The following is a 22,881-nucleotide window of genomic DNA, read 5'->3' as shown; positions in this document are numbered from 1 at the left end:
AGATTTAAAAGAAAAATCACATTAGATAAGATTTGCAATATATTTAATCCTATCTAACCACAATTTTCTTTTTGACGGATACCGGCTTTCCAGTTGATGTAAACCCTTCTAGAACCAACTCATAATCCCCAACCACATCAGATGTATAAAATGTCACTTCTTTTTTTCCATTAGATATATCCAATTTAGGAACCCAAAGCAATTGATGTCTAAAATCGGGAACACGATCTTGTTTTGCTTCTTCTGAATACTCCTGTGAGAAATATTCCTTATTGGATTGCGGTTTAAACAGTTCCACATTCACAATATGGGGAGTAAAAAAATCATCGTAAAAACCACCTTCAATAGTTTTAAAGGAGATCACACCTTGAAACAACTGTGACCCTAAAATCACCTTGTCTCTTGAAAAACTTATTGTTTTGATTTTCTTGGCGCTATAATCCATGAAATCTTCGTGCTTTTTAATAAAAAGACCATCAACAAAAACCATGGGTAAAAGACTTGCATCCGTATAACCAATTTCCGGTCTAACTTCAAAAACGCGATTGCCATTATCCAATTTTCTAGTCCCAACTTGATCTACAACTTCAACTATAGTTTCTTGTATACTATTGAATCTTGTATAATCATCCAAATCATAAACCGTGGCAAATTTCCTATAAAAAGGTTGTACATGGCTAGCAGGGACAATAGAGTCCGCTTTCACCTCTTGATAAGCATTCTCTATTTGGTTTTGAATACTTTTTTCAAGCATATAATCCTTCATTTCTTTGGTAAGGACAAAATCTGTAAACTCCATTCCTTCGGAATCGATTTTTTCTTCATCCATACTTATTTCATAAAGATCCCAATCATTGGACAAAACTTGAATCGCTGCGGTTGCATTGTCATATTCCCTTCCAAGGATAAATCTAAACCTTCCCTGATTATCTGACGTGGCCACCTTAAACAAATACTTATCTCCAGGCAATGAAAAAGATACTCTTAGGTCTTTTACTGGGAGTTTAGTCTCTTTATTTCTAATCATACCTGCAACTGTCTCACCTCTTAGCTCCGGTATTTTTGAGGAATTCCCCGTGACTTTAATCTTAGTGGAACCTTTTTTAAGCAACTCTTTATAAAACATTCCTGAAGTTATTTGAGCAGGTGCCGAAAAAGAGTCTGTTTTTCTTACAGAAATGGCATAACTACCATTATTGGCAGCAGCATTTATTCCAGAAATATTAAGTGCTATTTTTTCTCTTTTTCCAGCTGTGGACTTATCAACAGTCAAACTGACCAAAGTACTGTTAACTTCAGATACATTTGTGTTTAGTGGCATGAGAGTGCTCTTTTTGGAAACAACAGGCTGTAAAGAGTCTATTGGTTGCTCCAAATAAGAATCCGGAGTGGCTTGGTATGGATTAACAATATAGATATCTGATTGAAAGAAATGTTCTTTACCAAAGTTTTTTATCCATTCCGAATAGCCCAATAACCTATAACTACCTGTGGGAACCGAAGTAGGCACAAAAAAGTTGCCATAGCCCGAACCACCTGTGAGGCGTACTTTATGTTTGAAAACAGTGTTCCCTTCTTTATCAACCAAAGCAACATAACCCATTTTACTGATGCTACTGAGTTTTCTATTGACATTATCCAAGCTGTAAAACTTATACAACAGATGTTCTCCAGAAAACAAGAAAGATTCATTGTAATGCAGATAAACACTTTCCTGTGGAATATTGGCCAGGCTAGCATTTGTTGTTAATTGAGCTTTTAAACCCAAAGAAACTAGAGCCAATAAAATGATTGTAATTGTTAGTTTTTTCATAATTCTGTTTTATTCTATCCAAAAATCTGGTACTTCTGAGGTTCCTAGTACCGTGCAATCTCCACAAACCCTAAGGACTATAAAAAAGGGTCCCGTCGTAGGCTCGGGGTTAGGGTTTGTATCTAAGTATTTAATTATATTTAAGTCCAATTGATTAACTAATTTGTCTTCTTCTGGTGAAGACGGTGTGCAAGGGTCGGCATAAGGTGGAAGTGGTTCTCCTGGGAAAAATTCCTCATAATCAAAGAAAATTCGTCTTTCGTCTACCGCCGCCACATCAAAATAACCTAAAACCTTCTCATTCTGATTTTCATTAGAAAACACATTTCCTTCCAAAAAACCAGGTTGCGTTTCCGAAAACAAACTTTCAGAGCTTGAAAAATTGTTTAACGTCTCATAAAAATTAAATGCTTCAAAAGACTGTACGTACTGCCTCACCAAAATACTATATCTATGTGAGATAATATAATTTTCCCTATTCACAAAACGAACTAAAAAACGTGACAACCTATCCTCACTCAAATCTTCTGTATCTGTTAAAATAATGCGATTGGAAAAATCTGTTGAATAACATGTCTTTTCATCAATGGGTCTGCCCGGGAATAACCACCCCTCCGGTCCAGCAACCAAATCTCGACCTACAAATCTGGGTGCTACTATTCTGTAAGTTTCTTCATATTCATATCTGTAATACTTTGAAGAATTAGTTGCATCAAAGCTGTTAATCATGATTCCCATACCTTCTTCACCCAAATCTGTAGTCATTCTTTCTGCATATAGGCTATCAATTTTTGTAAAATTACTTAATTGCACCTCATCTGATATGTACGAATACCCTTCCTCAGTAGTAATATTCAAAACATAATCTATATCAAGTTCTGCGGAAAAAGGAGCATTTGAAACATATTTACCTTTTTCGGTTTCATTAAAATCGTATGTTGTTCCATTACCCGCAACCACCTTTACCTTTGCATTGGATTCTCCAGTAGGGCCTTCTTCTTCAAACTCATAAGTACGAGATACCAATATCTCTTGATGTTTAAACTGATTTGTAATAGTTGCATTAATTACCAATGCGCTTTCAAAGTCTATGAACTCTGTCTCAAAAGGTTCAATACAACCCATAAGTGGACATGTCATTAAAATAATCAATCCTAAGCCATATGTAGACATTCTACTATTCATTCAATCCAAAAATCTGGTATTTCTGGCGACCCTAACACCTTGCAATCGCCACAAATACGAGGCACAATAAAGAAAGGTCCTTCGTTTTCTCCAGGTGGTTCGTTGTCTCCCTGATATACTCCGGCTCCAATCTCTATTATTGGTCTCAAGACACAGATCCCACCAGCATTAATAATTGGTGGAGCACTTGGTCGGCAAGGTTCTATATACGGTGGTAAAGATTCACCCGGATAAAAATCATCGTAGTTAAAAAAAATACGTGTTTCTGAAACCGAGCTCACATCAAAAAAACCAAGTACACGCTCACCCCTATTCTCATTTGAGAATACATTTCCCTGTAAAAAACCAGGTTGCGTCTGTGAAAATAAGCTCTCTGAACCCGAAAGTTCGTTGAGTGTCTCAAAAAAGGTATATGCCTCATTGGACTGTACAAACTGTCTTACCAAAATACTATATCTATGTGAAATGATATAATTGTTCCTGTTAATGAAACGCACCATAAAGTTAGATACTCGGTCTTCCTCTAAATCTTCTGTAGAAGTAAGTATTATAGCATTTGACAAATCAGTTCTATAACATACTTCTTCATCTGTAATGTTTGGTATTTTAAGCAAGCCACAGCCTCCAGCAGGGTCCCCTATTAAGGATCGAGGGTTCCATTCTGGAGCGATTATCCTATAGGTTTCTTCATACTCATAACGATAATTCTTGGCATTTCCCGAAGGGTCAAAACTATCCAGAAAAATGGCCATTCCATCTTCCCCATTATCATTTGTTTTTCTTTCTGCCCTGATATCATCAATTGTTGCTGCCGGGGTTACCTGAGTAGTGCTTGATCCATAACTTCTACCGTCCTGAGTTGTTACGGAAAGCTGATAAGCCATTCCTGATTGGGCCGCAAAGACCTGTGTTGAAACATAGACCCCATTACCAGTATCCTGAAAATTGAACGTATTCCCAGCACTATCACTTACACTTACATTTGCATTGGGTTCAGCAGAAGGGCCGTCTTCTTCAAACTCATAGGTTCTTGTAAGTACAACTTGTTGTGGCTTCAACTGATTGGTTATAGTAGCTTCTATGACCAATGCACTTTCAAAGTCAACGAAATTTGCTTCAAAAGGATCAATACAGCCATTAAACAACCATACCGTTGCAATGATTATAAATAGGCTATATGTTCTTATCTTTTTTATCATTCAATCCAAAATTCTGGAACTTCCGGAGCTCCCAAAACATTACAATCCCCACATACTCTAGGTACAACAAAAAAGGGTCCTTCGCCATCAGAAGGCTCCCCATTATCTCCTGCGTAAATACCTGCTCCACTCTCAATAAGGGGGCGTAACACACAACCCGCAGGTGAGGCTATAGGCGGAGAACTAAATCTACATGATTCTATGTATGGGGGCAGTGGTTCTCCTGGATAAAAATCATCAAAGTTGAAAAAAATACGTTTTTCTGAAACCGAACTCACATCAAAAAAACCAAGTACACGCTCATCTTCATTCTCATTTGAGAATACATTTCCTTGCAAAAAACCAGGCTGTGTTTGCGAAAATAGGCTCTCTGAACCTGAAAGCTCATTAAGTGTTTCAAAGAAAGTAAAAGCCTCATTTGATTGAACAAATTGTCTTACCAAAATACTATATCTATGTGAAATGATATAGTTCTCCCTACTAATGAAACGTACCATAAAATTGCTCACCCTGTCCTCTGCTAAATCTTCTGTAGAAGTGATAATAATTCTATTGGAAAAATCAGTTCTATAACAAACTTCATCATCTGTTGTGTTCGGTACTTTGAGCAATGCGCAACCTCCACCAGGCTCTCCAACTAACGACGTAGGGGTCCAAGTTGGTGCTATAATGCGATACGTCTCTTGGTACTCGTATCGATAATTCTTGGCATTTCCTGAAGAATCAAAACTGTCCGCTAAAATGGCCATACCATCTACTCCATCATCATTTGTTATCCTTTCGGCCTTTATTTCATCAAGAATTGTTGACGGTGTTATTTCTGTAACTTCCGACCCATAGCTTCTGCCATCCTGAGTTATCACGGAAAGTTGGTATTCTCTACCTGGCTCAGCGGCAAAAATCTGTTCAGAAACGTACACCCCATTTCCGTCATCTTGAAAAGAAAATGTATTGCCAGTTCCATCACTAATACTAACTACAGCATTGGATTCAGCTACAGGGCCATCATCTTCAAACTCATAACTTCTGGAAATAAAAATTCGTTGTTGTTTCATTTCATCTGTAATGGTGGCCTCAATTACCACTGCGCTTTCAAAATCAACAAATACAGCATCAAAAGGGTCAATACAACCGTAAAGTAAGATACCAGCCAAAACAACCAAAAATCTATTTTTAAAAATGATTAAAAAATCCATCATCATTATTATTGTCATATAAATAATTACTCTTCAATCCAAAACTCAGGAACTTCTACTTTACCAATTTCAGAACAATCTCCGCATACATTTGGCGCAACAAAATATGGGCCTTCATTCTGTCCTGCACTATCGTTGTTGCCTGCATAACTGACTAAACCAAGGTCCGTTTGAACAGCTAAAATACATCTTGGAGGATTTCCAGGAGTTCTAAATGGAGGAGCACTTAAATTACAAGGATCCACATATGGTGGAAGCTCTTCTCCAGGAAACAGGTCTGAATAATTAAAAAATAATCGCTGTTCAGCTACAGATGCAACATCAAAATAACCCAGTACTTTTTCATCTGTATTGGTATCCGAGGAAATGTTTCCTTCTAGGAATCCTGGTTGCGTTTCTGAAAAAAAACTTTCATTCCCTGAAAATTCATTCAGTGTCTCATAAAATGTAAATGCTTCGTTAGACTGGACGAATTGACGGACCAATATGCCATATCTGTGTGAAATGATATAATTTTCTCTACTGATAAAGCGAACCATGAAATTGCTTACCCTATCCTCTGCTAAATCTTTAGTACTTGTTTGAATTATTGTATTTGAAAAATCAGTTGCAAAACAAGTTTCTTCAGATCTTTCGTCGGGAATAATACTTACTTGGCAAATTTCGGTAGCTACACCTGCAGGTGTCCTTTCTAAATCATTGGGTGTCCAGAACGGGGCAATTATTTTAAAGGTTTCCTCATACTGGTACCTATAATTTACCGAATTTCCTGCAGGATCAAAACTATCTACCAAAATAGCCACTCCTTCTTCTCCTAAATCATTGGTAACGCGTTCTACCCTTAAATCATCTATTTGTGTAGCTTGGGGCAACGTCATTTGTTCTGAGCCATATGACCTCCCGTTTTGAGTCTCAATACGTAACTGATAATCTGTGTTAGGTTCAGCTGCAAAAGCCTGCGTAGATATGTATAAACCTGGCGTACTTTCTTGAAAAACGAAAGTATTACCGCCACCCTCTACCCTAACACTTGCATTGGTCTCTGCAGAAGGTCCGTCGTCTTCAAATTCAAAAGTACGGGTTAGAAATACCCGCTGTTGTTCCAGTTTGTCCGTAATAGTCGCTTCCACAACTATGGCACTTTCAAAATCTTCAAAAGTGGCTTCAAAGGTTTCAATACAGGAGCTCATCAATATTGTTGATAATATGACAATCAAAAGAAAGTATATATTTCTAATCATAATTATTCTATCCAAAATTCAGGTATTTCAGAAGACCCCAATACAGTGCAATCCCCACAAACCCTAGGTACAACAGCTGTTTCTACTTCTCCTGTAATGTTATTCACAATGGTTCCAAAATATTTTACCACATCCGCTCTTACTTGTTCCAATAGTCCTGTACCAACTCCAACAGGTCTGCAAGGGTTTACAAATTCTGGTAATCTTTTATCTGGAAAAAAGTCTTCGTAATTAAAAAATATTCGCTTTTCCGATACACTGCTTACACTAAAAAACCCCAATACCTTTTCCCTACTGTCTTCTGAGGAAATATTTCCCTCTAAAAAACCAGGCTGATTCTCTGAAAACAGACTTTCGTTTTCCGAAAACTGATTTAGCCTCTCATAAAAAGTGTAGGCCGCATTGGACAACACAAACTGTTTCACCAAAATACTATAGCGATGAGATAAAATATAGTTGTTGCTACCCATAAATCTTACCATGTAATTGGACACTCTATCTTCACTCAAATTTGTAGTATTTGCAAGTATAATGGAGTTTGAGACATCCGTAGCATAACAGATTCTTTCATCCATGCCTCTTGGAATTAACTCCAACATATCTACACCCTCTTGATTCCGAATTACATAATCCAGAGGAGCCCAATCTGGAGCTATAATTTTATAGGTTTCTTCATATTGATATAGATAATTAACTGAATTTCCCGTTGAATCAAAACTGTCCACCAAAACAGCTACTCCATCTTCCCCCAGATTGTTAGAAATACGTTCAGCACGCAGGTCATCTATTTGCGTTGCTTGGGTCAACGTCATTTGTTGCGAATTATATGAGCTTCCATTTTGAGTTTCAATACGCAATTGGTAATCGATATTCGACTGAGCGGCAAAAGCTTGGGTTGATAAGTACAAACCAGGAACACTCTCTTGAAAGACAAAAACATTACCGCCTCCCTTAACACTAACATTTGCATTGGATTCCGGAAAAGGGGCGTCATCATCAAATTCAAAAGTCCGCGTTAAAAATACGCGCTGTTGTTCAAGCTGATCCGTAATGGTGGCCTCCACTACCAAAACACTTTCAAAATCTTCGAATTTGGCATCAAAGGGTTCTATACAAGAACCAATACACATTATGGAAAATGAAGCCGTTGTAAGTTTTATTATTTTTCTTCTTTTGCTCATTCCAGCCAAAAATCAGGTTGTATATTACTACCAAGTGCAGTGCAATCTCCACATTCGCGAGGAACAATTATAAATGGTCCTCCAAGAGGAAATTGGCCTTCATTTTCTCCAATTAGTTCCACAATATCCAATTCTATTTGCCTGATCAATGGGCAAGTCCCTGGTGGATGATTAATCTCCAGTGGCGAACTTTCAACACATGGGACAATGTAAGGAGGAAGAGGCTCATCTGGGTAAAAGTCCTTATAATCGAAAAAAATCCGTTTCTCATTAGTGGCACAAACATCAAAATATCCCAAAACCTTTTCATCTCTGCTATTATCTGAAGAAACGTTTCCTATTAGAAATCCAGGTTGCGTTTCTGAAAAAAGGCTCTCATTGCCAGATAGTTCATTAAGGGTCTCGTAAAAAGAATAGGCAATATTGGACTGAACATACTGCCTCACCAAAATACTGTAACGATGTGATAAAATGAAGTCATCGCTTGGAATAAAACGAACAAGAAACTTATCGACTCTATCTTCATCCAACTCACTAGTTGTTGTTTGGATAATCCTGTTGGATAAGTTGGTGGCATAACAAACACGTTCCTCAACTTCTCTGGGTACAATTCTGGCTTCACATTCAGGATAGACAGAAAATAAAATTTCTAAAGTATTCTTATTATGTCGAGGTGCAATTATTTTATAGGTTTCTTCATATTCATACCTATAGTTAACCGAATTACCAGAAGGATCAAAACTATCTACATAAATTGCCATTCCATCTACTCCCTCATCATTTGTAATGCGCTGTGCCGAGACTTCGTCAATGGTGGTGCTTTCCGTCATCTCCATAACCGTTGAACTGTAAGACCTGCCATCATTTGTAGTTACGGACAATTGATATGTTGTTCCAGATTGTGCGGCAAAAGATTGATTGGAAACGTAGGTGCCCGGAAGAGTTTCTTGAAACACAAAAGTATTTCCCGTTCCGTCCACTATCCTAACGTCAGCATTTGATTCTGTCTCGGGGCCTTCATCCTCAAACTCATAAGTTCTGGTAACCTTTACCTCATGCTGCTTTAACTCATCTGTTATTATAGCTTCAAATACCAAAGCGCTTTCAAAATCCTCAAACTTGGTTTCAAAAGTTTCGATGCATGAACAAATACACATCATTGGAAACGAAGCGATCACCATTATGAATATTTTGTTTCTCTTCCTCATTCTATCCAAAAATCAGGTTGTTCATTACTGCCTAAAACTGTGCAATCCCCACATTCTCGAGGTAATACCAGAAATGGGCCTTCTTCAAAAGGGGGGTCATCATTTACATTAGAGTAACTAACTTGATTAGCATCTACCAAAGCACTAAGAATACATCTAGCACCGCCTTGGCTAATTAATTTAGGTGCTATTTCCAGACAAGGATTTACATATGATGGTAAATCTTCTCCAGGGTAAAAATCATCATAGTTAAAAAAAATTCGTTTTTTAGAAACTGTACTTACATCAAAAAAACCAAGTACTTTTTCATCTGGGTTATCATCTGAAAAAACATTGCCTATCAAGAAACCAGGCTGGCTTTCAGAAAAAAGGCTTTCAGTGCTTGAAAATTGGTCTAAGGCTTCAAAATATGAAAATGCCTCGTTTGACAATATATATTGTGTCACCTCCACACTATACCGGTGGGAAATGATATAGTTTTCCCCACTTACAAATTGCACCATAAACTTACTTATCCTATTTTCATCAAAATTGGCTGTGCTGGCCAAAATGATGTCATTAGAAACATTTGAGGCAAAACAAACTTGATCTTGTTCCGTTTTTGGAATTACATCCACCCCACATTCTATTCCAGTACTCTTTAGGTCAAAGGCATTCCATTCTGGGGCTATAACTTTATAGGTTTCTGAGAATTCATATCTAAAGTTTTTAGAATTTCCTGTAGCATCAAAACTATCCACCAAAATAGCTACCCCATCTTCACCAAAATCATTGGTTATGCGTTCCGCACTTAAATTATCTATTTGGGCGGTATCGGTCAACGTCATTTCATTGGAACTATATCTTCTACCATTTTGGGTTTCTATTAGCAGTTGATAGGCTACGTTTGGTTGGGCAGAAAATGTTTGTTCGGACACATAGGTTCCTGGTTCGGTTTCCTGTAATGTATATGTATTGCCTCCTTCTATTATCCTTACTTGGGCATTAGTTTCTGCCGTTGGTCCTTCTTCCTCAAACTTGTAGGTACGGCTTAAAAAAACCTGTTGCTGTTCCATTTCATTCGTAATGGTGGCTTCTACAACGATAGCACTTTCAAAATCTTCGAACTCAGCATCAAATTCTTCTATGCATCCATCTAAGGTGAAGCTCAGCACTACACCAATGGGTAAAAGTTTATATGTGCTGTATGTTCTTTTCATTCTTCCCAAAATGTTGGAATCTCAGTTGAGCCTAAAACCGTGCAATCCCCACATACACGGGGAACTGTTATAAAAGGGCCTCCTTCTGACTGAGGGCCTGTATAGCTTGAATTATCAGTCACGTATCGTATTAAATCCATTTCCACAAGTACCGGAAGAATACACCTAGGTTCAGAACTATGTCCTGCGGCCACTTTTGGTGCGGCTCTTTGGCATGGATCTGCATATGGAGGAAGTTCTTCACCAGGAAAGTAATCTTCATAATCGAAATAAATCCTTTTTTCAGAAACTGTGGATACATCAAAATACCCCAAAACTTGTTTGTTCCTATCAGAATCGGAATGCAGGTTTCCTTCTAAAAACCCAGGCTGTGTCTCGGAAAACAAGCTTTCTGAGCTTGAAAACTCTTTAAGTGCCTCATAAAAGGAATGTGCTGCATTGCTTTGCGCATATTGTTTTACCAAAATACTATAGCGATGGGATAGAATGTAATTGCTCCTATCAATAAACCGAACAAGAAATCTTTGCACCCGGTTCTCATCAAAGCTATCCGTGCTGGCCAAAATTATACCGTTGGAGCTCTTTGAGGTATAACATACACGTTCCTCCCGCTCTCTACCTGCTTTTATTACCATGGGGCATACGGGTTGCGGTACATTGACCAGTGCAACTGAATTCCAATCTGGCGCTATGACTTTATAGGTTTCTATATATTCATATCGAAAGTTTTTTGAACCTTCTTGAGCATTGGTATTATCTACATAAATTCCCATGCCCTCTTCACCAAAATCGTTTACAATACGTTCCGTATACAAACTATCTATTGCGGAACCCTGGGGCAAGGTCATTTGATCAGAACTAAAGGAACTTCCGTCTGTCATGGTAATCTTCAGTTGGTAGTTAGACCCTGGAACAACATTGAATGGATTGATTGAAGTATATACGCCTGGTTCTGATTCTTCAAACATATGTTGGTTGTTTGAATCTTCAAGAATCATAACCTGCGCATTGGTTTCCGCAAGCGCAATTTCATCTTCAAAAGAATATGTCCTATTCAAATAAATCTTGTGATGTTTCATTTCATTGGTTACTGTAGCCTCAACTACAAGAATGTCATTAAATTCACCTGCTTTTGGAATAAATTCCTCAACGCATCCAATAAATAGCAAAACGATGCTGATGACTACTAAAAAGCAAAAATGTTTTTTTAGTAGTTTCATACATTTAAAACTTAAAATTGTAGGTTATAGTAGGCACAGGTATTGAGAAAATAGAGCTTTGGAATGCTTTTATATCTCCATCTTGCGTTACAAAGAATACAGAGTATGGGTTATTTCTTCCCAATACATTATAGATTGAAAAGCTCCAAAAACTATGTGCAAACTTTTTGATCTTATGATTTCCTTCCATGTTAAAGCTCAAATCCAATCGATAATAATCAGGGATTCTGAACTTGTTCCTGTCACTGTAAAAAACAAACTCTGAATTATTGAAAGAAAAGCTTCCTATCGGAAATGTGACAGGTCTTCCTGTCTGATATACAAAGTTGGCCGATGCACTAAACCTTCTGGTGAACTTATAGTTGGCAACTACACTTATGTCATGAGGCTTATCAAAGTTTGACGGAAAAAAGTCTCCATTGTTTACCCTCTCTTCATTAAACTCACTATCCAATTTTACAAAGGAACGTGAATAGGTATAACCTAACCAACCATTCAATTTTCCTTCGCTTTTCTTTAGAAGAAACTCTACCCCATATGCTTTTCCGTCTCCTTGCAACACTTCGGTTTCTATGGCTTCATTAAGCAATAGCTGGGCGCCTACCTTATAATCCAATAGATTTTTTTGTTGCTTGTAATATCCTTCAACGCTCAGCTCATATTTGTTGCCTTCAAAATTCTTGTATAACCCTAGTGAAGCCTGATATGCTTCCTGAGGTTCAATATTTAAATCAGATAACTTCCATGTATCTGTTGGTGATACCGTTGTGTTATTGGATAATGTATGGATGTACTGGTAAGCGTTATTAAGACTTGCCTTTACTGACAGGTCCGGCTTTATAAAATATCTTGCAGATAGTCGCACCTCTGGACCTCCATAAGTTTCGATCACTTCATTTTTATCGAACTCTTGAGTCTCCACAAAAGTACCGCTATTGAGTGGTGCATTATCTTGATAAATTCGCTGGGATGAAGCACCGAGAGCAGCATAAAATGAAAACCTGAGTCCCATGTCTATCAGCAATTTATCATTGACTTTATAGCTATCAGATATAAAAACTGCCGATTCCAGACCCCGTTCTTGAGGTATGGTCAAAGAAGAGACATCTGACTGGGCTCCTAGTGGCACAATATCTCCCGGGTCTACCACATAAAGCTTACTAGATATACCATAATCAAATTTGTGTTTGTCACTATGAAGGTATTTCATCTTTATTTTAACCTCAGTTTCATTGTTCTTATATCCTAAATCAAAATCGTCATTGGATTCGCCATTAAACTCAATTCCAAATTTGTATTCACTGTTAGAAAGAATAAGGCTTCCTGTTGTTTTTTCGCTGAATTTATGATCCCACTTCAATGAAACCAATCTGTTGCTATAATCAAATATGGAATCTGAGGTAATACTAAAAGCATCGCGGCTAAAATATCCAGTTGCTTTTATCTCATTGTTTTCATTTATGGTATGGTTGTATTTTGCAACCACATCAAAAAATGAAGCCGTACTATTGTTTAATTGTTCATCATCTAAGGAACGTAATATCCAATCTGAATATGTAGCTCTACCTCCAACCAGTAAAGCTGATTTATCCTTAACTATAGGTGTTTCAAGAACAATATTGCTTGTCACAGGTCCAATGGAAGCTTCACCTGCAAATTTTTCTGTATTTCCGTCTTTGGTAGTAATGTCAAAAACAGAGGAAAGTCTACCACCATATTCAGCTGGAATATTTCCTTTGTAAATTTCCGCTGATCCAGTACTAAAAGGATTAATAGCGGAAAAGATTCCAAAAAAGTGTGATGGGTTATAGATAACACCATTATCCAATAAAATTAAATTTTGGTCCGTTCTACCTCCTCTTACATTAAAACCGGCAGCACCTTCACCTGCTGTGGTAATACCGGGTAGAGTTACCGCAGCCTTGAGTATATCCCTCTCTCCCAAAACCAAGGGGATATTCTTTATTTTTTCAACTTCAATAAGGGTTACACCAGTCAAAGCTGCTTCCACATTTCGATCTCTATTGGCCTGCACTACCACCTCGTCCAATACCTCAACACTTTCGTCCAATTGAAAATTAAAAACTCCATCATTATACAAGATCACCTTGGTTCTGGAATCTTGTATACCAAGCCCTCTTGTTTCAATAATGTTCTCACCAACTGGAAGTTCTACCGTGTAGTTTCCACTTGCGTTAGTTGATGTTCCGATATCTTTGCCTTTTATAATTAGAGCTAAATCTGGTATTGGTTGGCCTTTGGCATTAACTATCTTTCCAGTCAATGTGAAGGTTCTCCTTCTATTGTTTCTGTTTTCTCTACCAATTTTTACAACTTCTAATCCTCTATTTGCACCATCATTTGAATTAACAAATAAAGGTCCTAAGTCTTTTAATTGCTCATATCCTATTTCTTCATCCGAAAGCTGATCTTCTTGTTCTCCAAAAAAATCATCTGGGAGGGAATCATAAATCTGATTGTTCTGCAACAGAAATATCTTTTGGTCATCAGAAATGTAAAAGTTCAACACAGTATTTTTGAACAAATCATCTAATATCAGGCTTACCTGAGTATCTTGAAAATTACCCGTAACCTTCACATTTTCTAACCACTCATCCAAATAATAGAATTTATAGTCAGTTTTGTTCTCAATCATTTCAAGTGCCCTTGACACATCTACATTAGTAAATGAAACTGAAATTTTTGGTATTTCTTCCTGTGCAATGGCGTATTGCGTGCTTACAAGAAGCACGATGATAGTAAAAAGTTTTTTCATTCTCCTGATTGGTTTTCGGTTCGGGATAATAGTATTTCAATGCGTTTCATTAGACTGACCTGAAAACCATCTGGGTTTGATTTTCTTAGTGATCTTGCCACATTGTAGAATTTGTCGATTTCCTTTTTTTGTGCTGGGAACAATTCTACTATGTCTTTCTTGGAATTAATAATGGTATATGTATCGTTGTAAAAAAGGACGTGCTCACTTTGACCTTTCAAAAATTCGTAATAGAGAGATTTCCTATCTTTTCTTTCAAAATTTTTCTTGACGTGTTTGGTGTATAAAGTAAACCGTGAGTTACTAAAGGCTACTTCATAAAAACCATAAGCATTCAAAGAAGGTGCATCCTTTGGAAGAATTTTAATAAAATTGCTTCCCGTAATTTCAAAGCTATCTACATGATCTTTAAACAACTTGATTGTACCCCCTCCCGCTTTGGTAATTAACCTCATCAAAACTTCGTCTTCATAGACGTTATACTTTAAATCCAGGTCATAGTAGCACTGTCCGTCATAACAGACACTACCTTTAAGAAAGTCCCGGGTTTTAAAGAATTGGGTTTTTTCATTGATTGTTCTGTATTGCTCGGCATACACAATTCCTTGATACAGTCCCGTGTTTTCAACACCGACCTGTTGGTCAAAAAAATTATAATATTTTACTTGCGCTACATCTTGACCATAGGCTATGGAAAAGACGCTAAAGGCCAAAAATGACACTAAAGAATTCTTAAAAAAACAAATCATAATTTATGTTAGGTTGTGCCTGGGGTAAGACAATTCTTATTTAAATTAGCTAAACTAAAATACTATTTATAATCATCAAACCTGTTGAAGCGCAAAAAAATAGAAAATCCTTAAAAATTAACATAAATTTCTGATAAATATACTATCATAAAGAACATATGAGATATAGTTCTTAAACATCCGGTTCGACTTAGTCTATTCTTTAGAAAATATCAACACGGATTCAGCGCTACTTTCAATTTCTTGCTTGTTCATCATCATTTTTCTAAACTTACCATTGACAAACAGTTCTGCTTGATCTTTGTAGTGCTTGCTGAAAGGGTTTCCGGATTGACCTGTGGGTAGAATACTAATACTATTCTCTATATCTGAAAAATCTATGATACGACGTGTTGATGGTCCCGAATTGACTTTATAAAAACCTGTGCTATCATAAGGAAACGCCATATTGTTGATAACTTCCCTAGTACCATGTACCGGATAAGGACCCACATTAAAAAACTTTCGTAACGACTCTACTTTACCTATGGGATGCTCATGTTCCAAAGTATGTACCTTTTCCCAAGTCCATTGGGTTGGGTCTGTACCAAAGTCATTTATCAAGGAATACCATGCATCTGCAAAAGATTTTAATACAATATCATCCCTAGTTTCAATTATATCTTTTGTATGGACATTATCCCACCATTTCCCAGATTCCATGCTAGTTCCCTTAGCTATATGGCGTTTAAGTAAATGTGTGCTCAAAAACTGATTGAATTGTTCTGCTCCCAATTCATCTTCAAAAGTATTTTTTAAAACATAATACTCACACCTATGATAAAGTACTGCATTTGTGTTGTCAAGCGTATACTCCCCATTCCAATTTTTGAGTGCATCCACTTGCACCAATTGCTCTTCGGATAAGTTGGTGACATCTAGAAGTTTTATCAACTCTGTAACCAAAGCTGGGTTCACGGTTGAAGTGACATCGAGTATCATTTCTGATGTTGATTCTTTGTCCCAATCACTTTTTGAATCCAGCAGCTGTACGATTCTTCTAGCTCTATTTTCTGGCAAATAATACCCTGGGTACAACCTTCCAGAAATAGAATCTGGCTGGTTATTGGCCGAATACACATAATTCCAAGGTGGATTTACCGCACTTGGATTCTTTGAAAAATCAAGATAATCCAAACGCTCTTCTTTCCCTGTGGTTCCATCAAGGACAAATTTGGTGGATATGCTATCTGGCATTTGATACAACTTGGCGGTGGCCCACCATGCAACATTCCCGGCAGCATCACCATACATTACATTTAAGCCCGGTGCGTGTACTTTGGGTAATTCTGCTTCAAATTCATCTATGTTTTCGGCATGACCCATACCATACAGTCCATCTATTACCTGGTTCTCCACCTGGGTATAAATCCATGACATAGCAATTGGACGTTCTCCTTTGATTTGTTTTGCAATATTGTTCAATATAGGACCGTGCCTTGTCTTCTTATAAGTAAAAGTGATGTCACCACTATCTTTAACCTTAATGTTCTTACTTACAACCTCATACTCTTCCCACCCTGTTTCGGTTTTATACTTTGTGCTATCAGTTGGATGAGTTTCTTCAAAGTAAAAATCAATATCATCATTTTCAAACATTGTTAGGCCAAAGGCTAAATTTCTGTCATGGGCCAATACAGGAAACGGTATGCCTGCAAAGTGGTACCCGTATTTTTCATATTTAGGGGTACTCATATGAGCTTCGTACCAAACAGAGGGCTGGGCAAAACCAACATGGGGGTCGTTTGCCAGTATAACTTTTCCATTTTTAGTTTTCTCTGGTGCCAAGACCCAACTATTGCTCCCAATAAATTGAGGTATGGGCAATTTTTTCAAAGCGCGAGTAATACCACCTATAATATTTATATCAATGGAATCTAAATCTGGTCTTTTATAATTATTGATCCAAACCGTTGAAGTATCCGAATCTATGGCTAAATCCTTAACATAGTCATCACCAAACTGATTTCGAATATTGGTCAACAAGGGATCTGTTTTATGGGCCATGGCAAAACTAAAGGCCATGTAACCCGTTGCATTATAGATATCCTCAAGAGAGAAGGGTGTTTTTTCCAATCCTGTAAGGTAAAATTCTATAGGTGTAGGGCCTTCTTTAATAAACTCATTTATCCCATCCAAATATGCATTTGAAAGAATCACCATATCACTATCCATATCTAATCTGGAAACTGTTTGCTCTGTATAATCGCTTATTCCCAGAGAAAGAAAGAATCTATCCGTTTCTAACAAGTCCCTTCCGAAAACTTCAGAAAGTCCACCTTTAGCAACTCTCCTAAGCAATTCCATTTGCCAAAGACGATCTTGTGCATGAGCATATCCTAAAGCACGAAAAGCATCATTTTCATTATCAGCATAAATATGGGGAATTCCATAAGTGTCATAAAAAACAGTTACCTCACTTTCTAACCCAGGCAATACTTTTTCTCCATCATAATCGGGCTTAAGGCTGTTTATGAATAAAAAGGCACTAATGATTACAGCAAGTAATATAGGAACAAGTACTCTAAGTACTCTTTTTAACTTCTTCACGGGGGTGCTTGGTTAAGTTAATTAGTTGAACTAAGTTAAACTTTTTTCCAAAAAGGGTAAAATAATGGGAAGAATGTAGGTGTTATTTATTCATGGATAGCTGATACTTTTCCAGACCAGATCTGAGCCACATTTCATAAACGTCCTTGTCTACATATTGTACCGCATCATTTAATATTTCAAGATTTGGAGATAACAACACATAATACGGTTGGGAAGCAGCATTAAAGTTTATGGTTTGAAAAGTACCCCATTTTTGTCCTACGGTCTCAATGGCTTTTATTCTACCCGAATCGTACTTAAAATCAAATTTTTCGCTATCCGGGAGTTCTTTTCTATCATCAACATATAATGAAATGAGAACATATTCATTTTTTAGCATTGGATATATTTTGGAATCACTCCAAACATTTTCTTCCATTTTCCTGCAATTGACACAGGCCCAACCCGTAAAATCCAAAAGAATAGGTTTGTTCACCTCTTGCGCATAGGCTACTCCTTCTTCAAAGTCTTTGAAACAATCTAAACCTAATGGACAATCACTTTCTGTTTCTGTTATACTATAAAAATCAGGGGGAGGAAACCCACTAAGCAATTTCAAGTTTGTAACATTGAGTAAACCCATTATCAGGTACCCTGAAAAAGCAATACTTACTAATCCCACGAATTTTCGAGTGAGCGAAAGTTTTTGTTTTGGACCATCATGTGGAAACTTGAAGATTCCGAAAAGGTACAATGTCAACAAAACAAACAACACAATCCAAACACCCAAAAATATTTCTCTTTTGAAAATGCCCCAATTTCCAACCAAATCTGCATTTGAAAGGAATTTAAATGCAAGTGCCAATTCCAAAAACCCTAAAACAACCTTTACAGTGGTCATCCAACCTCCAGATTTGGGCAAGGAATTTAACCAAGTCGGGAATAGCGCAAACAATGCAAATGGTAATGCTAAAGCCAAACCAAAACCTACCATGCCAGAAGAAAGGTTTGTAGCTACATCACCCTCAGCCAGAGTGGTACTTCCTAAAAGTCCTCCTAAAATAGGTCCCGTACATGAAAAAGAAACGATTGCAAGAGTTAAAGCCATAAAGAATATGCCCAGTCCTCCTCCTACTTTAGAAGAAGCTGCATCCATTTTATTTGCCCAAGAGCTTGGTAAGGTTAGCTCATAATACCCAAAAAAGGAAAAGGCAAAAAACACAAATATGACAAAGAAGAGCACATTTAACCAAATGTTGGTCGCTATAGTATTCAAGATTTGCGAGTCAACTGAATCAAACAAATGAAAAGGTAAACTCAGCAAAAAGTAAATCAGTACAATAAAGAAACCATACAATATGGCATTTCCTATTCCTTTAGACTTTTGTTTGGTCTGTTTGGTAAAAAAAGAGACCGTTAATGGAATCATAGGGAAAACACATGGTGTCAACAATGCGATAAGTCCTCCTAAAAACCCAAGACCAAAAATCATCCAAAGATTGGATACCCCCTTCAAATTCTCAAAATCTCCCTGGTTTAGAAGTTCTTTGTTCTTTAAATCCAACTTTAAAGACGAGCTAAGTAACGCACTGTGCTCATCTACCTGCTTATTCTCGTTTACAAAAACATCTCCATTTAGTGAGATTTGAAACAGCTCATCTTTTGGAATGCATACTTCTTTACATATTTGATAAAACAAGTTGACCGAAATCTGGGTGATTTCGGGTTTCAACAATTTTATTTTTTGTGTAAATATTGCTTCCTTCTTGAAAAAAGTCTCATCAACTTCAAAGACATCGCTGTATTCTGTTATGGTCTCACTCTCTTTTGTTTCTCCAACCAACTCATATTCCTCTCCTGCATTTTCAAAAGTGAATTCGCTTGGAAGGGAACCTCCTTCCGCTGTGTATTGGGAATATACATGCCAGCCTTCCTGAATTTTCCCTTTAAAGACAAGTTCGTATTCAGTATCTGATATTTTTTTAACCTCATGGGACCACAGGGCAGGATTGTCCTCAGATTGCCCTTGAACAGTAGAAAAAGCATAAAAGAAACCTAAGAATAGAAACAAATACTTCATACAGAAAATGTAATTTTTAAAATATTTCTAGTTGAATCATCAACCTTGTAGCGTTCATCTGGCCTTCTTCCAATTACCCAAACAATATTATTGTCTGAGCACAAAAGCCATTGCCTTTCTTTTGAAAGAACATCCACTTTCTCATCTTTAAAGAATTTAGAAAGCTTCTTTTTTCCTTTCATTCCAAAAGGATAAAAATAGTCGCCTTTTTCCCAATTCCTTAACATTAACGGATAGTTTAACTTTTCCTTATCCAAAAAAACCACATTTTTAGCCGTTTCCTCAAGGGTCTTTACTTCTTCAATCTTCAGCTGAACAGGAAAATCAATACTTCCAGCGCCTTCAGAAACAACAAAAATTTCATTGTTTTTGTCTTCTTTTTTAGAAAGAAGTAAGTACTCTCTATCCTTCACTAATCTGTGAGTATTAGATTGCACTTCTTTACCGCTCATACTATTTAAAAGTCTATTTACATCCTCCCATTCCGTAAATCCATATTCATTAAAGAGTTGATATAAATACGCATCAAGGGGTTCTAATTTTGTCAGGCTGTCTATATTTATTTTGAAATGTCCTTCTCCTTTTTCAAACAGACTGTCCTTAAGTTTATCAATATGGCTTTGAATTATAACACTAGTTTGAAGCAGATGGGTTTGTGTCCCTTTAAAGTTTTCCAAAAAAGTTGGATGAAGTTCTTTTAGTCTTGGAACAATTTCTTGACGGATTTTATTGCGAAGGTATTTGCTCTCCGCATTGCTGCTATCTTCTCTCCAATCAATGTGTTCAGCATTTGCATAGTCTAAAATGGCCTTTCTTGAAAAGCTCAAAAGTGGTCGCACTATCTTTTCGTTCATCGCTGGAATTCCTGAAAGTCCATCAATTCCTGTACCCCTTGAAAGATTGATTAAAAAAGTTTCGACGCTATCATCAGCATGATGGGCAGTCATAACATAATCAAAACCTTCGGTATCCATAATTTCATCAAACCACCGGTACCTAAGTTCTCTCGCAATCATTTGAGTAGACCCCTTATGAGTTTGAGCATATTTCTTGGTATCAAAAGATTTTGTCTTAAAATCTATTTCAAGTTGATTCGCTAAATCTTTAACAAACAATGCATCATCATCACTTTCTTTTCCCCTCAAATTAAAATTGCAATGCGCTAGGGTGATATCCAAATTAGCACCAACACACAAATGCGCAAGTACTACACTGTCTACTCCCCCACTGCATGCCAACAACAATCGCTTTCCTTTTAAGAAAGTGAAGTTAGAATCAATATGGCTCAAGAATTGTGCTAGCATAGTGCAAAATTAACAATAAACATCAGCTCTGCTCCAAAACGCTTCTCATAGCTTTCGCTTTAAGAAGACATTCCTGGTATTCCTTTTCAGGATTTGATTTGGCAGTAATGGCACTTCCCACGGAGAAGGAAACGTATTTTAATTTGGCATTATAAAGAATACTACGAATGACCACATTAAAATCAAAATTTCCATTAGGTTCAAAATACCCCACTGCACCACTATACAGCCCTCGTTTTGTTTCTTCTAACTCTTCAATGATTTTCATTGCAGAAATTTTTGGGGCTCCCGTCATGCTCCCCATTGGGAAGGTTTCCTTAATAAGTTCAAACGGATTTTTATCTTTTGGCACTGTTGAAACAACTGTAGAAATCATTTGATGCACTTGCTTAAATGTATGCACTTCACATAATTCTTTCACCTGCACACTTCCTTTTAATGCGCTCTTAGATAGATCATTACGGACTAAGTCCGTAATCATAATGTTTTCAGCACGTTCCTTTTCATCATTCCCAAGCAGTATTCTAAATTGTTCATCTTCCTTCTTATTTGTTCCCCTTTGGGCGGTCCCTTTAATGGGTTGCGAAATAATGGTTTCATCCAACTTTTTAAGATAACGCTCTGGAGAAGCACACAACAAATATTTATCATCATCTCTAAAAAAAGCGGCAAACGGTGGTTTGGAAATAGCGTTTAAATTTTTGTAGGTGGTCAAAGGATTAATACATGTGTTTTCTGCATAAAACTCCTGACAAAAATTGGCTTCATAAATATCTCCTCGATATATATGTTCCAAAAACTTATTTGCCTTTTCAAAATAGGCATCCTTATGAACGCGCATTTTTATGTGGACAGATTGTGAAGGATCTTCTTTTTCACTCTCAGAGTGCGTTAACTTTTCTATTTGGGAGTAGTCATTTTCTATTTCATCCGCGCAATCTTCTAAATATAAAAAGCTGATTTTATTTCCTTTAACCTGAATGATTTTTGAAGGTTGGAAAAAATGAATTTCTGGGAAACCAAGGCCATCAAAGTTGTCGGAAACTAAATCTTCCAGTTCATTTTTTAAATCATAGGAGAAATAACCAAATAGCCAATCCTGCTTTTTACCGATAAATTCATGTGCTTCATCGGTGCTTTTAATAATTTTGGCGAACCTATCGGTCTGTCTTGAAATTGCTAAAATCGCATCGTACGAACCGTAACTGTCAACATGTTCGTTGCTGTCCAACCACACAATCTTGTCATATGTTTTTGACCATTCCAGTAAGTTGTCCTTAAGTATTGAAGGAGAGGAAATTGAGAAAGAAAGATGCTTGCGCAATAGGTTTTTACTTTAGAGTTTCTAGAAAAGTATTTAAGGCCTTGTTATGTTCTATTTTCAAACTATCGTTCGTTATTCCATCTATCCCAAAATTCTCGTGGAAAGATGGCAATGAAAATGTTGAAATAATCTCAGCTCCAAATCTTGGCAACATATTTTCGATTACTTGCAAGGACCCCACCCCTCCTCGCTTACCACCAGAAGTTGACATCAAAAACACTTTTTTATCTTGTAAAAACTTACGCTCTAGTCTTGACAACCAGTCAATTAAATTTTTAAAATAGGCAGAGGGATTACTATTATGTTCATTTACCGAAAGTATAATGGCATCAACTCTTTGAATATCATTCTTCAATTCAATTAAAGAATTGGAATATCCTTTTTGCTTTTCCTCATCTTCACTGTACATTGGAAAAGGATATCTTGCCATATTCAGCAATTGAATCTCATGTCCTTCTATTGAAGAAGTTGTGTGTTGTACTAATCTATAATTAATGGAAATTGAAGAATTGCTACCTGCCAGTGACAAAATTGCAGCCATATTGAAAAAACTTTGATTGTTTCGCTAAAATACCCCAATTGTATTATACATGCGAGTATTTTGTCTAATTTCGCTTCGCGAAACATCCAAACTA

The 22,881-nt window shown here is 36.9% G+C and carries 16 protein-coding genes; all 16 read right to left on the bottom strand.

The window, feature by feature from the left end:
* Positions 1–49: 49 nt before the first annotated feature.
* Positions 50–1,813, bottom strand: coding sequence for a hypothetical protein (locus tag SJY44_RS10950; protein ID WP_396589741.1), 1,764 nt, complete (start codon positions 1,811–1,813; stop codon positions 50–52).
* 9 nt (positions 1,814–1,822) lie between these two features.
* Entirely contained in the window at positions 1,823–2,998 is a 1,176-nt protein-coding gene (locus SJY44_RS10945) for a DUF4249 domain-containing protein (protein ID WP_396589740.1), read from the bottom strand.
* The gene (locus SJY44_RS10940; RefSeq protein WP_396589739.1) at positions 2,995–4,197 is read right to left on the bottom strand and encodes a DUF4249 domain-containing protein; all 1,203 of its coding nucleotides are present in this window, start codon (positions 4,195–4,197) and stop codon (positions 2,995–2,997) included. Before SJY44_RS10940 ends, SJY44_RS10945 begins: the two co-directional genes overlap by 4 nt.
* The gene (locus tag SJY44_RS10935) at positions 4,194–5,393 is read right to left on the bottom strand and encodes a DUF4249 domain-containing protein (RefSeq protein ID WP_396589738.1); all 1,200 of its coding nucleotides are present in this window, start codon (positions 5,391–5,393) and stop codon (positions 4,194–4,196) included. Before SJY44_RS10935 ends, SJY44_RS10940 begins: the two co-directional genes overlap by 4 nt.
* Positions 5,394–5,419: 26 nt before the next feature.
* Positions 5,420–6,583, bottom strand: a complete 1,164-nt coding sequence (locus SJY44_RS10930; RefSeq protein ID WP_396589737.1) for a DUF4249 domain-containing protein — start codon at positions 6,581–6,583, stop codon at positions 5,420–5,422.
* Between the two features lie 53 nt (positions 6,584–6,636).
* Positions 6,637–7,815 carry a DUF4249 domain-containing protein gene (locus SJY44_RS10925; protein WP_396589736.1) on the bottom strand — a complete coding sequence of 393 codons (1,179 nt, stop codon included), beginning with the start codon at positions 7,813–7,815 and terminating at the stop codon, positions 6,637–6,639.
* Positions 7,812–8,996, bottom strand: a complete 1,185-nt coding sequence (locus tag SJY44_RS10920) for a DUF4249 domain-containing protein (protein ID WP_396589735.1) — start codon at positions 8,994–8,996, stop codon at positions 7,812–7,814. Before SJY44_RS10920 ends, SJY44_RS10925 begins: the two co-directional genes overlap by 4 nt.
* 23 nt (positions 8,997–9,019) lie before the next feature.
* A complete protein-coding gene (locus SJY44_RS10915) occupies positions 9,020–10,222 on the bottom strand; it encodes a DUF4249 domain-containing protein (protein WP_396589734.1) in 1,203 nt (400 codons plus the stop codon).
* On the bottom strand, positions 10,219–11,442 hold the full coding sequence (locus SJY44_RS10910; protein ID WP_396589733.1) for a DUF4249 domain-containing protein: 1,224 nt from the start codon (positions 11,440–11,442) through the stop codon (positions 10,219–10,221). Before SJY44_RS10910 ends, SJY44_RS10915 begins: the two co-directional genes overlap by 4 nt.
* A gap of 4 nt (positions 11,443–11,446) precedes the next feature.
* Complete coding sequence (locus SJY44_RS10905) at positions 11,447–14,218, bottom strand: carboxypeptidase-like regulatory domain-containing protein (protein ID WP_396589732.1); 2,772 nt, start codon at positions 14,216–14,218, stop codon at positions 11,447–11,449.
* Positions 14,215–14,967 (bottom strand): hypothetical protein, encoded by a 753-nt coding sequence (locus SJY44_RS10900; RefSeq protein WP_396589731.1) that lies wholly within the window; start codon positions 14,965–14,967, stop codon positions 14,215–14,217. The genes SJY44_RS10905 and SJY44_RS10900 overlap by 4 nt, the downstream gene beginning before the upstream one ends.
* 195 nt (positions 14,968–15,162) lie before the next feature.
* The gene (locus tag SJY44_RS10895; RefSeq protein ID WP_396589730.1) at positions 15,163–17,556 is read right to left on the bottom strand and encodes a penicillin acylase family protein; all 2,394 of its coding nucleotides are present in this window, start codon (positions 17,554–17,556) and stop codon (positions 15,163–15,165) included.
* 82 nt (positions 17,557–17,638) lie between these two features.
* Positions 17,639–19,618, bottom strand: coding sequence for a cytochrome c biogenesis protein CcdA (locus SJY44_RS10890; RefSeq protein ID WP_396589729.1), 1,980 nt, complete (start codon positions 19,616–19,618; stop codon positions 17,639–17,641).
* Positions 19,615–20,922 carry a tRNA lysidine(34) synthetase TilS gene (tilS, locus tag SJY44_RS10885; RefSeq protein ID WP_396589728.1) on the bottom strand — a complete coding sequence of 436 codons (1,308 nt, stop codon included), beginning with the start codon at positions 20,920–20,922 and terminating at the stop codon, positions 19,615–19,617. Before tilS ends, SJY44_RS10890 begins: the two co-directional genes overlap by 4 nt.
* Before the next feature lie 22 nt (positions 20,923–20,944).
* Positions 20,945–22,246 carry an anthranilate synthase component I family protein gene (locus SJY44_RS10880; protein ID WP_396589727.1) on the bottom strand — a complete coding sequence of 434 codons (1,302 nt, stop codon included), beginning with the start codon at positions 22,244–22,246 and terminating at the stop codon, positions 20,945–20,947.
* A gap of 7 nt (positions 22,247–22,253) precedes the next feature.
* Positions 22,254–22,787 (bottom strand): NADPH-dependent FMN reductase, encoded by a 534-nt coding sequence (locus SJY44_RS10875; RefSeq protein ID WP_396589726.1) that lies wholly within the window; start codon positions 22,785–22,787, stop codon positions 22,254–22,256.
* Positions 22,788–22,881 lie beyond the last annotated feature (94 nt).

The organism is Allomuricauda sp. R78024 (genome assembly GCF_044596045.1).
In the GTDB taxonomy this organism is placed as follows: Bacteria; Bacteroidota; Bacteroidia; order Flavobacteriales; family Flavobacteriaceae; genus Flagellimonas.
This window is presented reverse-complemented; position numbering and strand designations above follow the sequence as displayed.

What these genes read in the sequence shown, in the direction of transcription:
- SJY44_RS10920 (WP_396589735.1), bottom strand. Translation starts at nt 8,996, where the DNA reads ATGGTGATCGCTTCGTTTCCAATGATGTGTATTTGTTCATGCATCGAA.
- SJY44_RS10875 (WP_396589726.1), bottom strand. Translation starts at nt 22,787, where the DNA reads ATGGCTGCAATTTTGTCACTGGCAGGTAGCAATTCTTCAATTTCCATT.
- SJY44_RS10950 (WP_396589741.1), bottom strand. Translation starts at nt 1,813, where the DNA reads ATGAAAAAACTAACAATTACAATCATTTTATTGGCTCTAGTTTCTTTG.
- SJY44_RS10890 (WP_396589729.1), bottom strand. Translation starts at nt 19,618, where the DNA reads ATGAAGTATTTGTTTCTATTCTTAGGTTTCTTTTATGCTTTTTCTACT.
- SJY44_RS10915 (WP_396589734.1), bottom strand. Translation starts at nt 10,222, where the DNA reads ATGAAAAGAACATACAGCACATATAAACTTTTACCCATTGGTGTAGTG.
- SJY44_RS10905 (WP_396589732.1), bottom strand. Translation starts at nt 14,218, where the DNA reads ATGAAAAAACTTTTTACTATCATCGTGCTTCTTGTAAGCACGCAATAC.
- SJY44_RS10945 (WP_396589740.1), bottom strand. Translation starts at nt 2,998, where the DNA reads ATGAATAGTAGAATGTCTACATATGGCTTAGGATTGATTATTTTAATG.
- SJY44_RS10930 (WP_396589737.1), bottom strand. Translation starts at nt 6,583, where the DNA reads ATGAGCTCCTGTATTGAAACCTTTGAAGCCACTTTTGAAGATTTTGAA.
- SJY44_RS10900 (WP_396589731.1), bottom strand. Translation starts at nt 14,967, where the DNA reads ATGATTTGTTTTTTTAAGAATTCTTTAGTGTCATTTTTGGCCTTTAGC.
- SJY44_RS10910 (WP_396589733.1), bottom strand. Translation starts at nt 11,442, where the DNA reads ATGAAACTACTAAAAAAACATTTTTGCTTTTTAGTAGTCATCAGCATC.
- tilS (WP_396589728.1), bottom strand. Translation starts at nt 20,922, where the DNA reads ATGCTAGCACAATTCTTGAGCCATATTGATTCTAACTTCACTTTCTTA.
- SJY44_RS10925 (WP_396589736.1), bottom strand. Translation starts at nt 7,815, where the DNA reads ATGAGCAAAAGAAGAAAAATAATAAAACTTACAACGGCTTCATTTTCC.
- SJY44_RS10935 (WP_396589738.1), bottom strand. Translation starts at nt 5,393, where the DNA reads ATGGATTTTTTAATCATTTTTAAAAATAGATTTTTGGTTGTTTTGGCT.
- SJY44_RS10940 (WP_396589739.1), bottom strand. Translation starts at nt 4,197, where the DNA reads ATGATAAAAAAGATAAGAACATATAGCCTATTTATAATCATTGCAACG.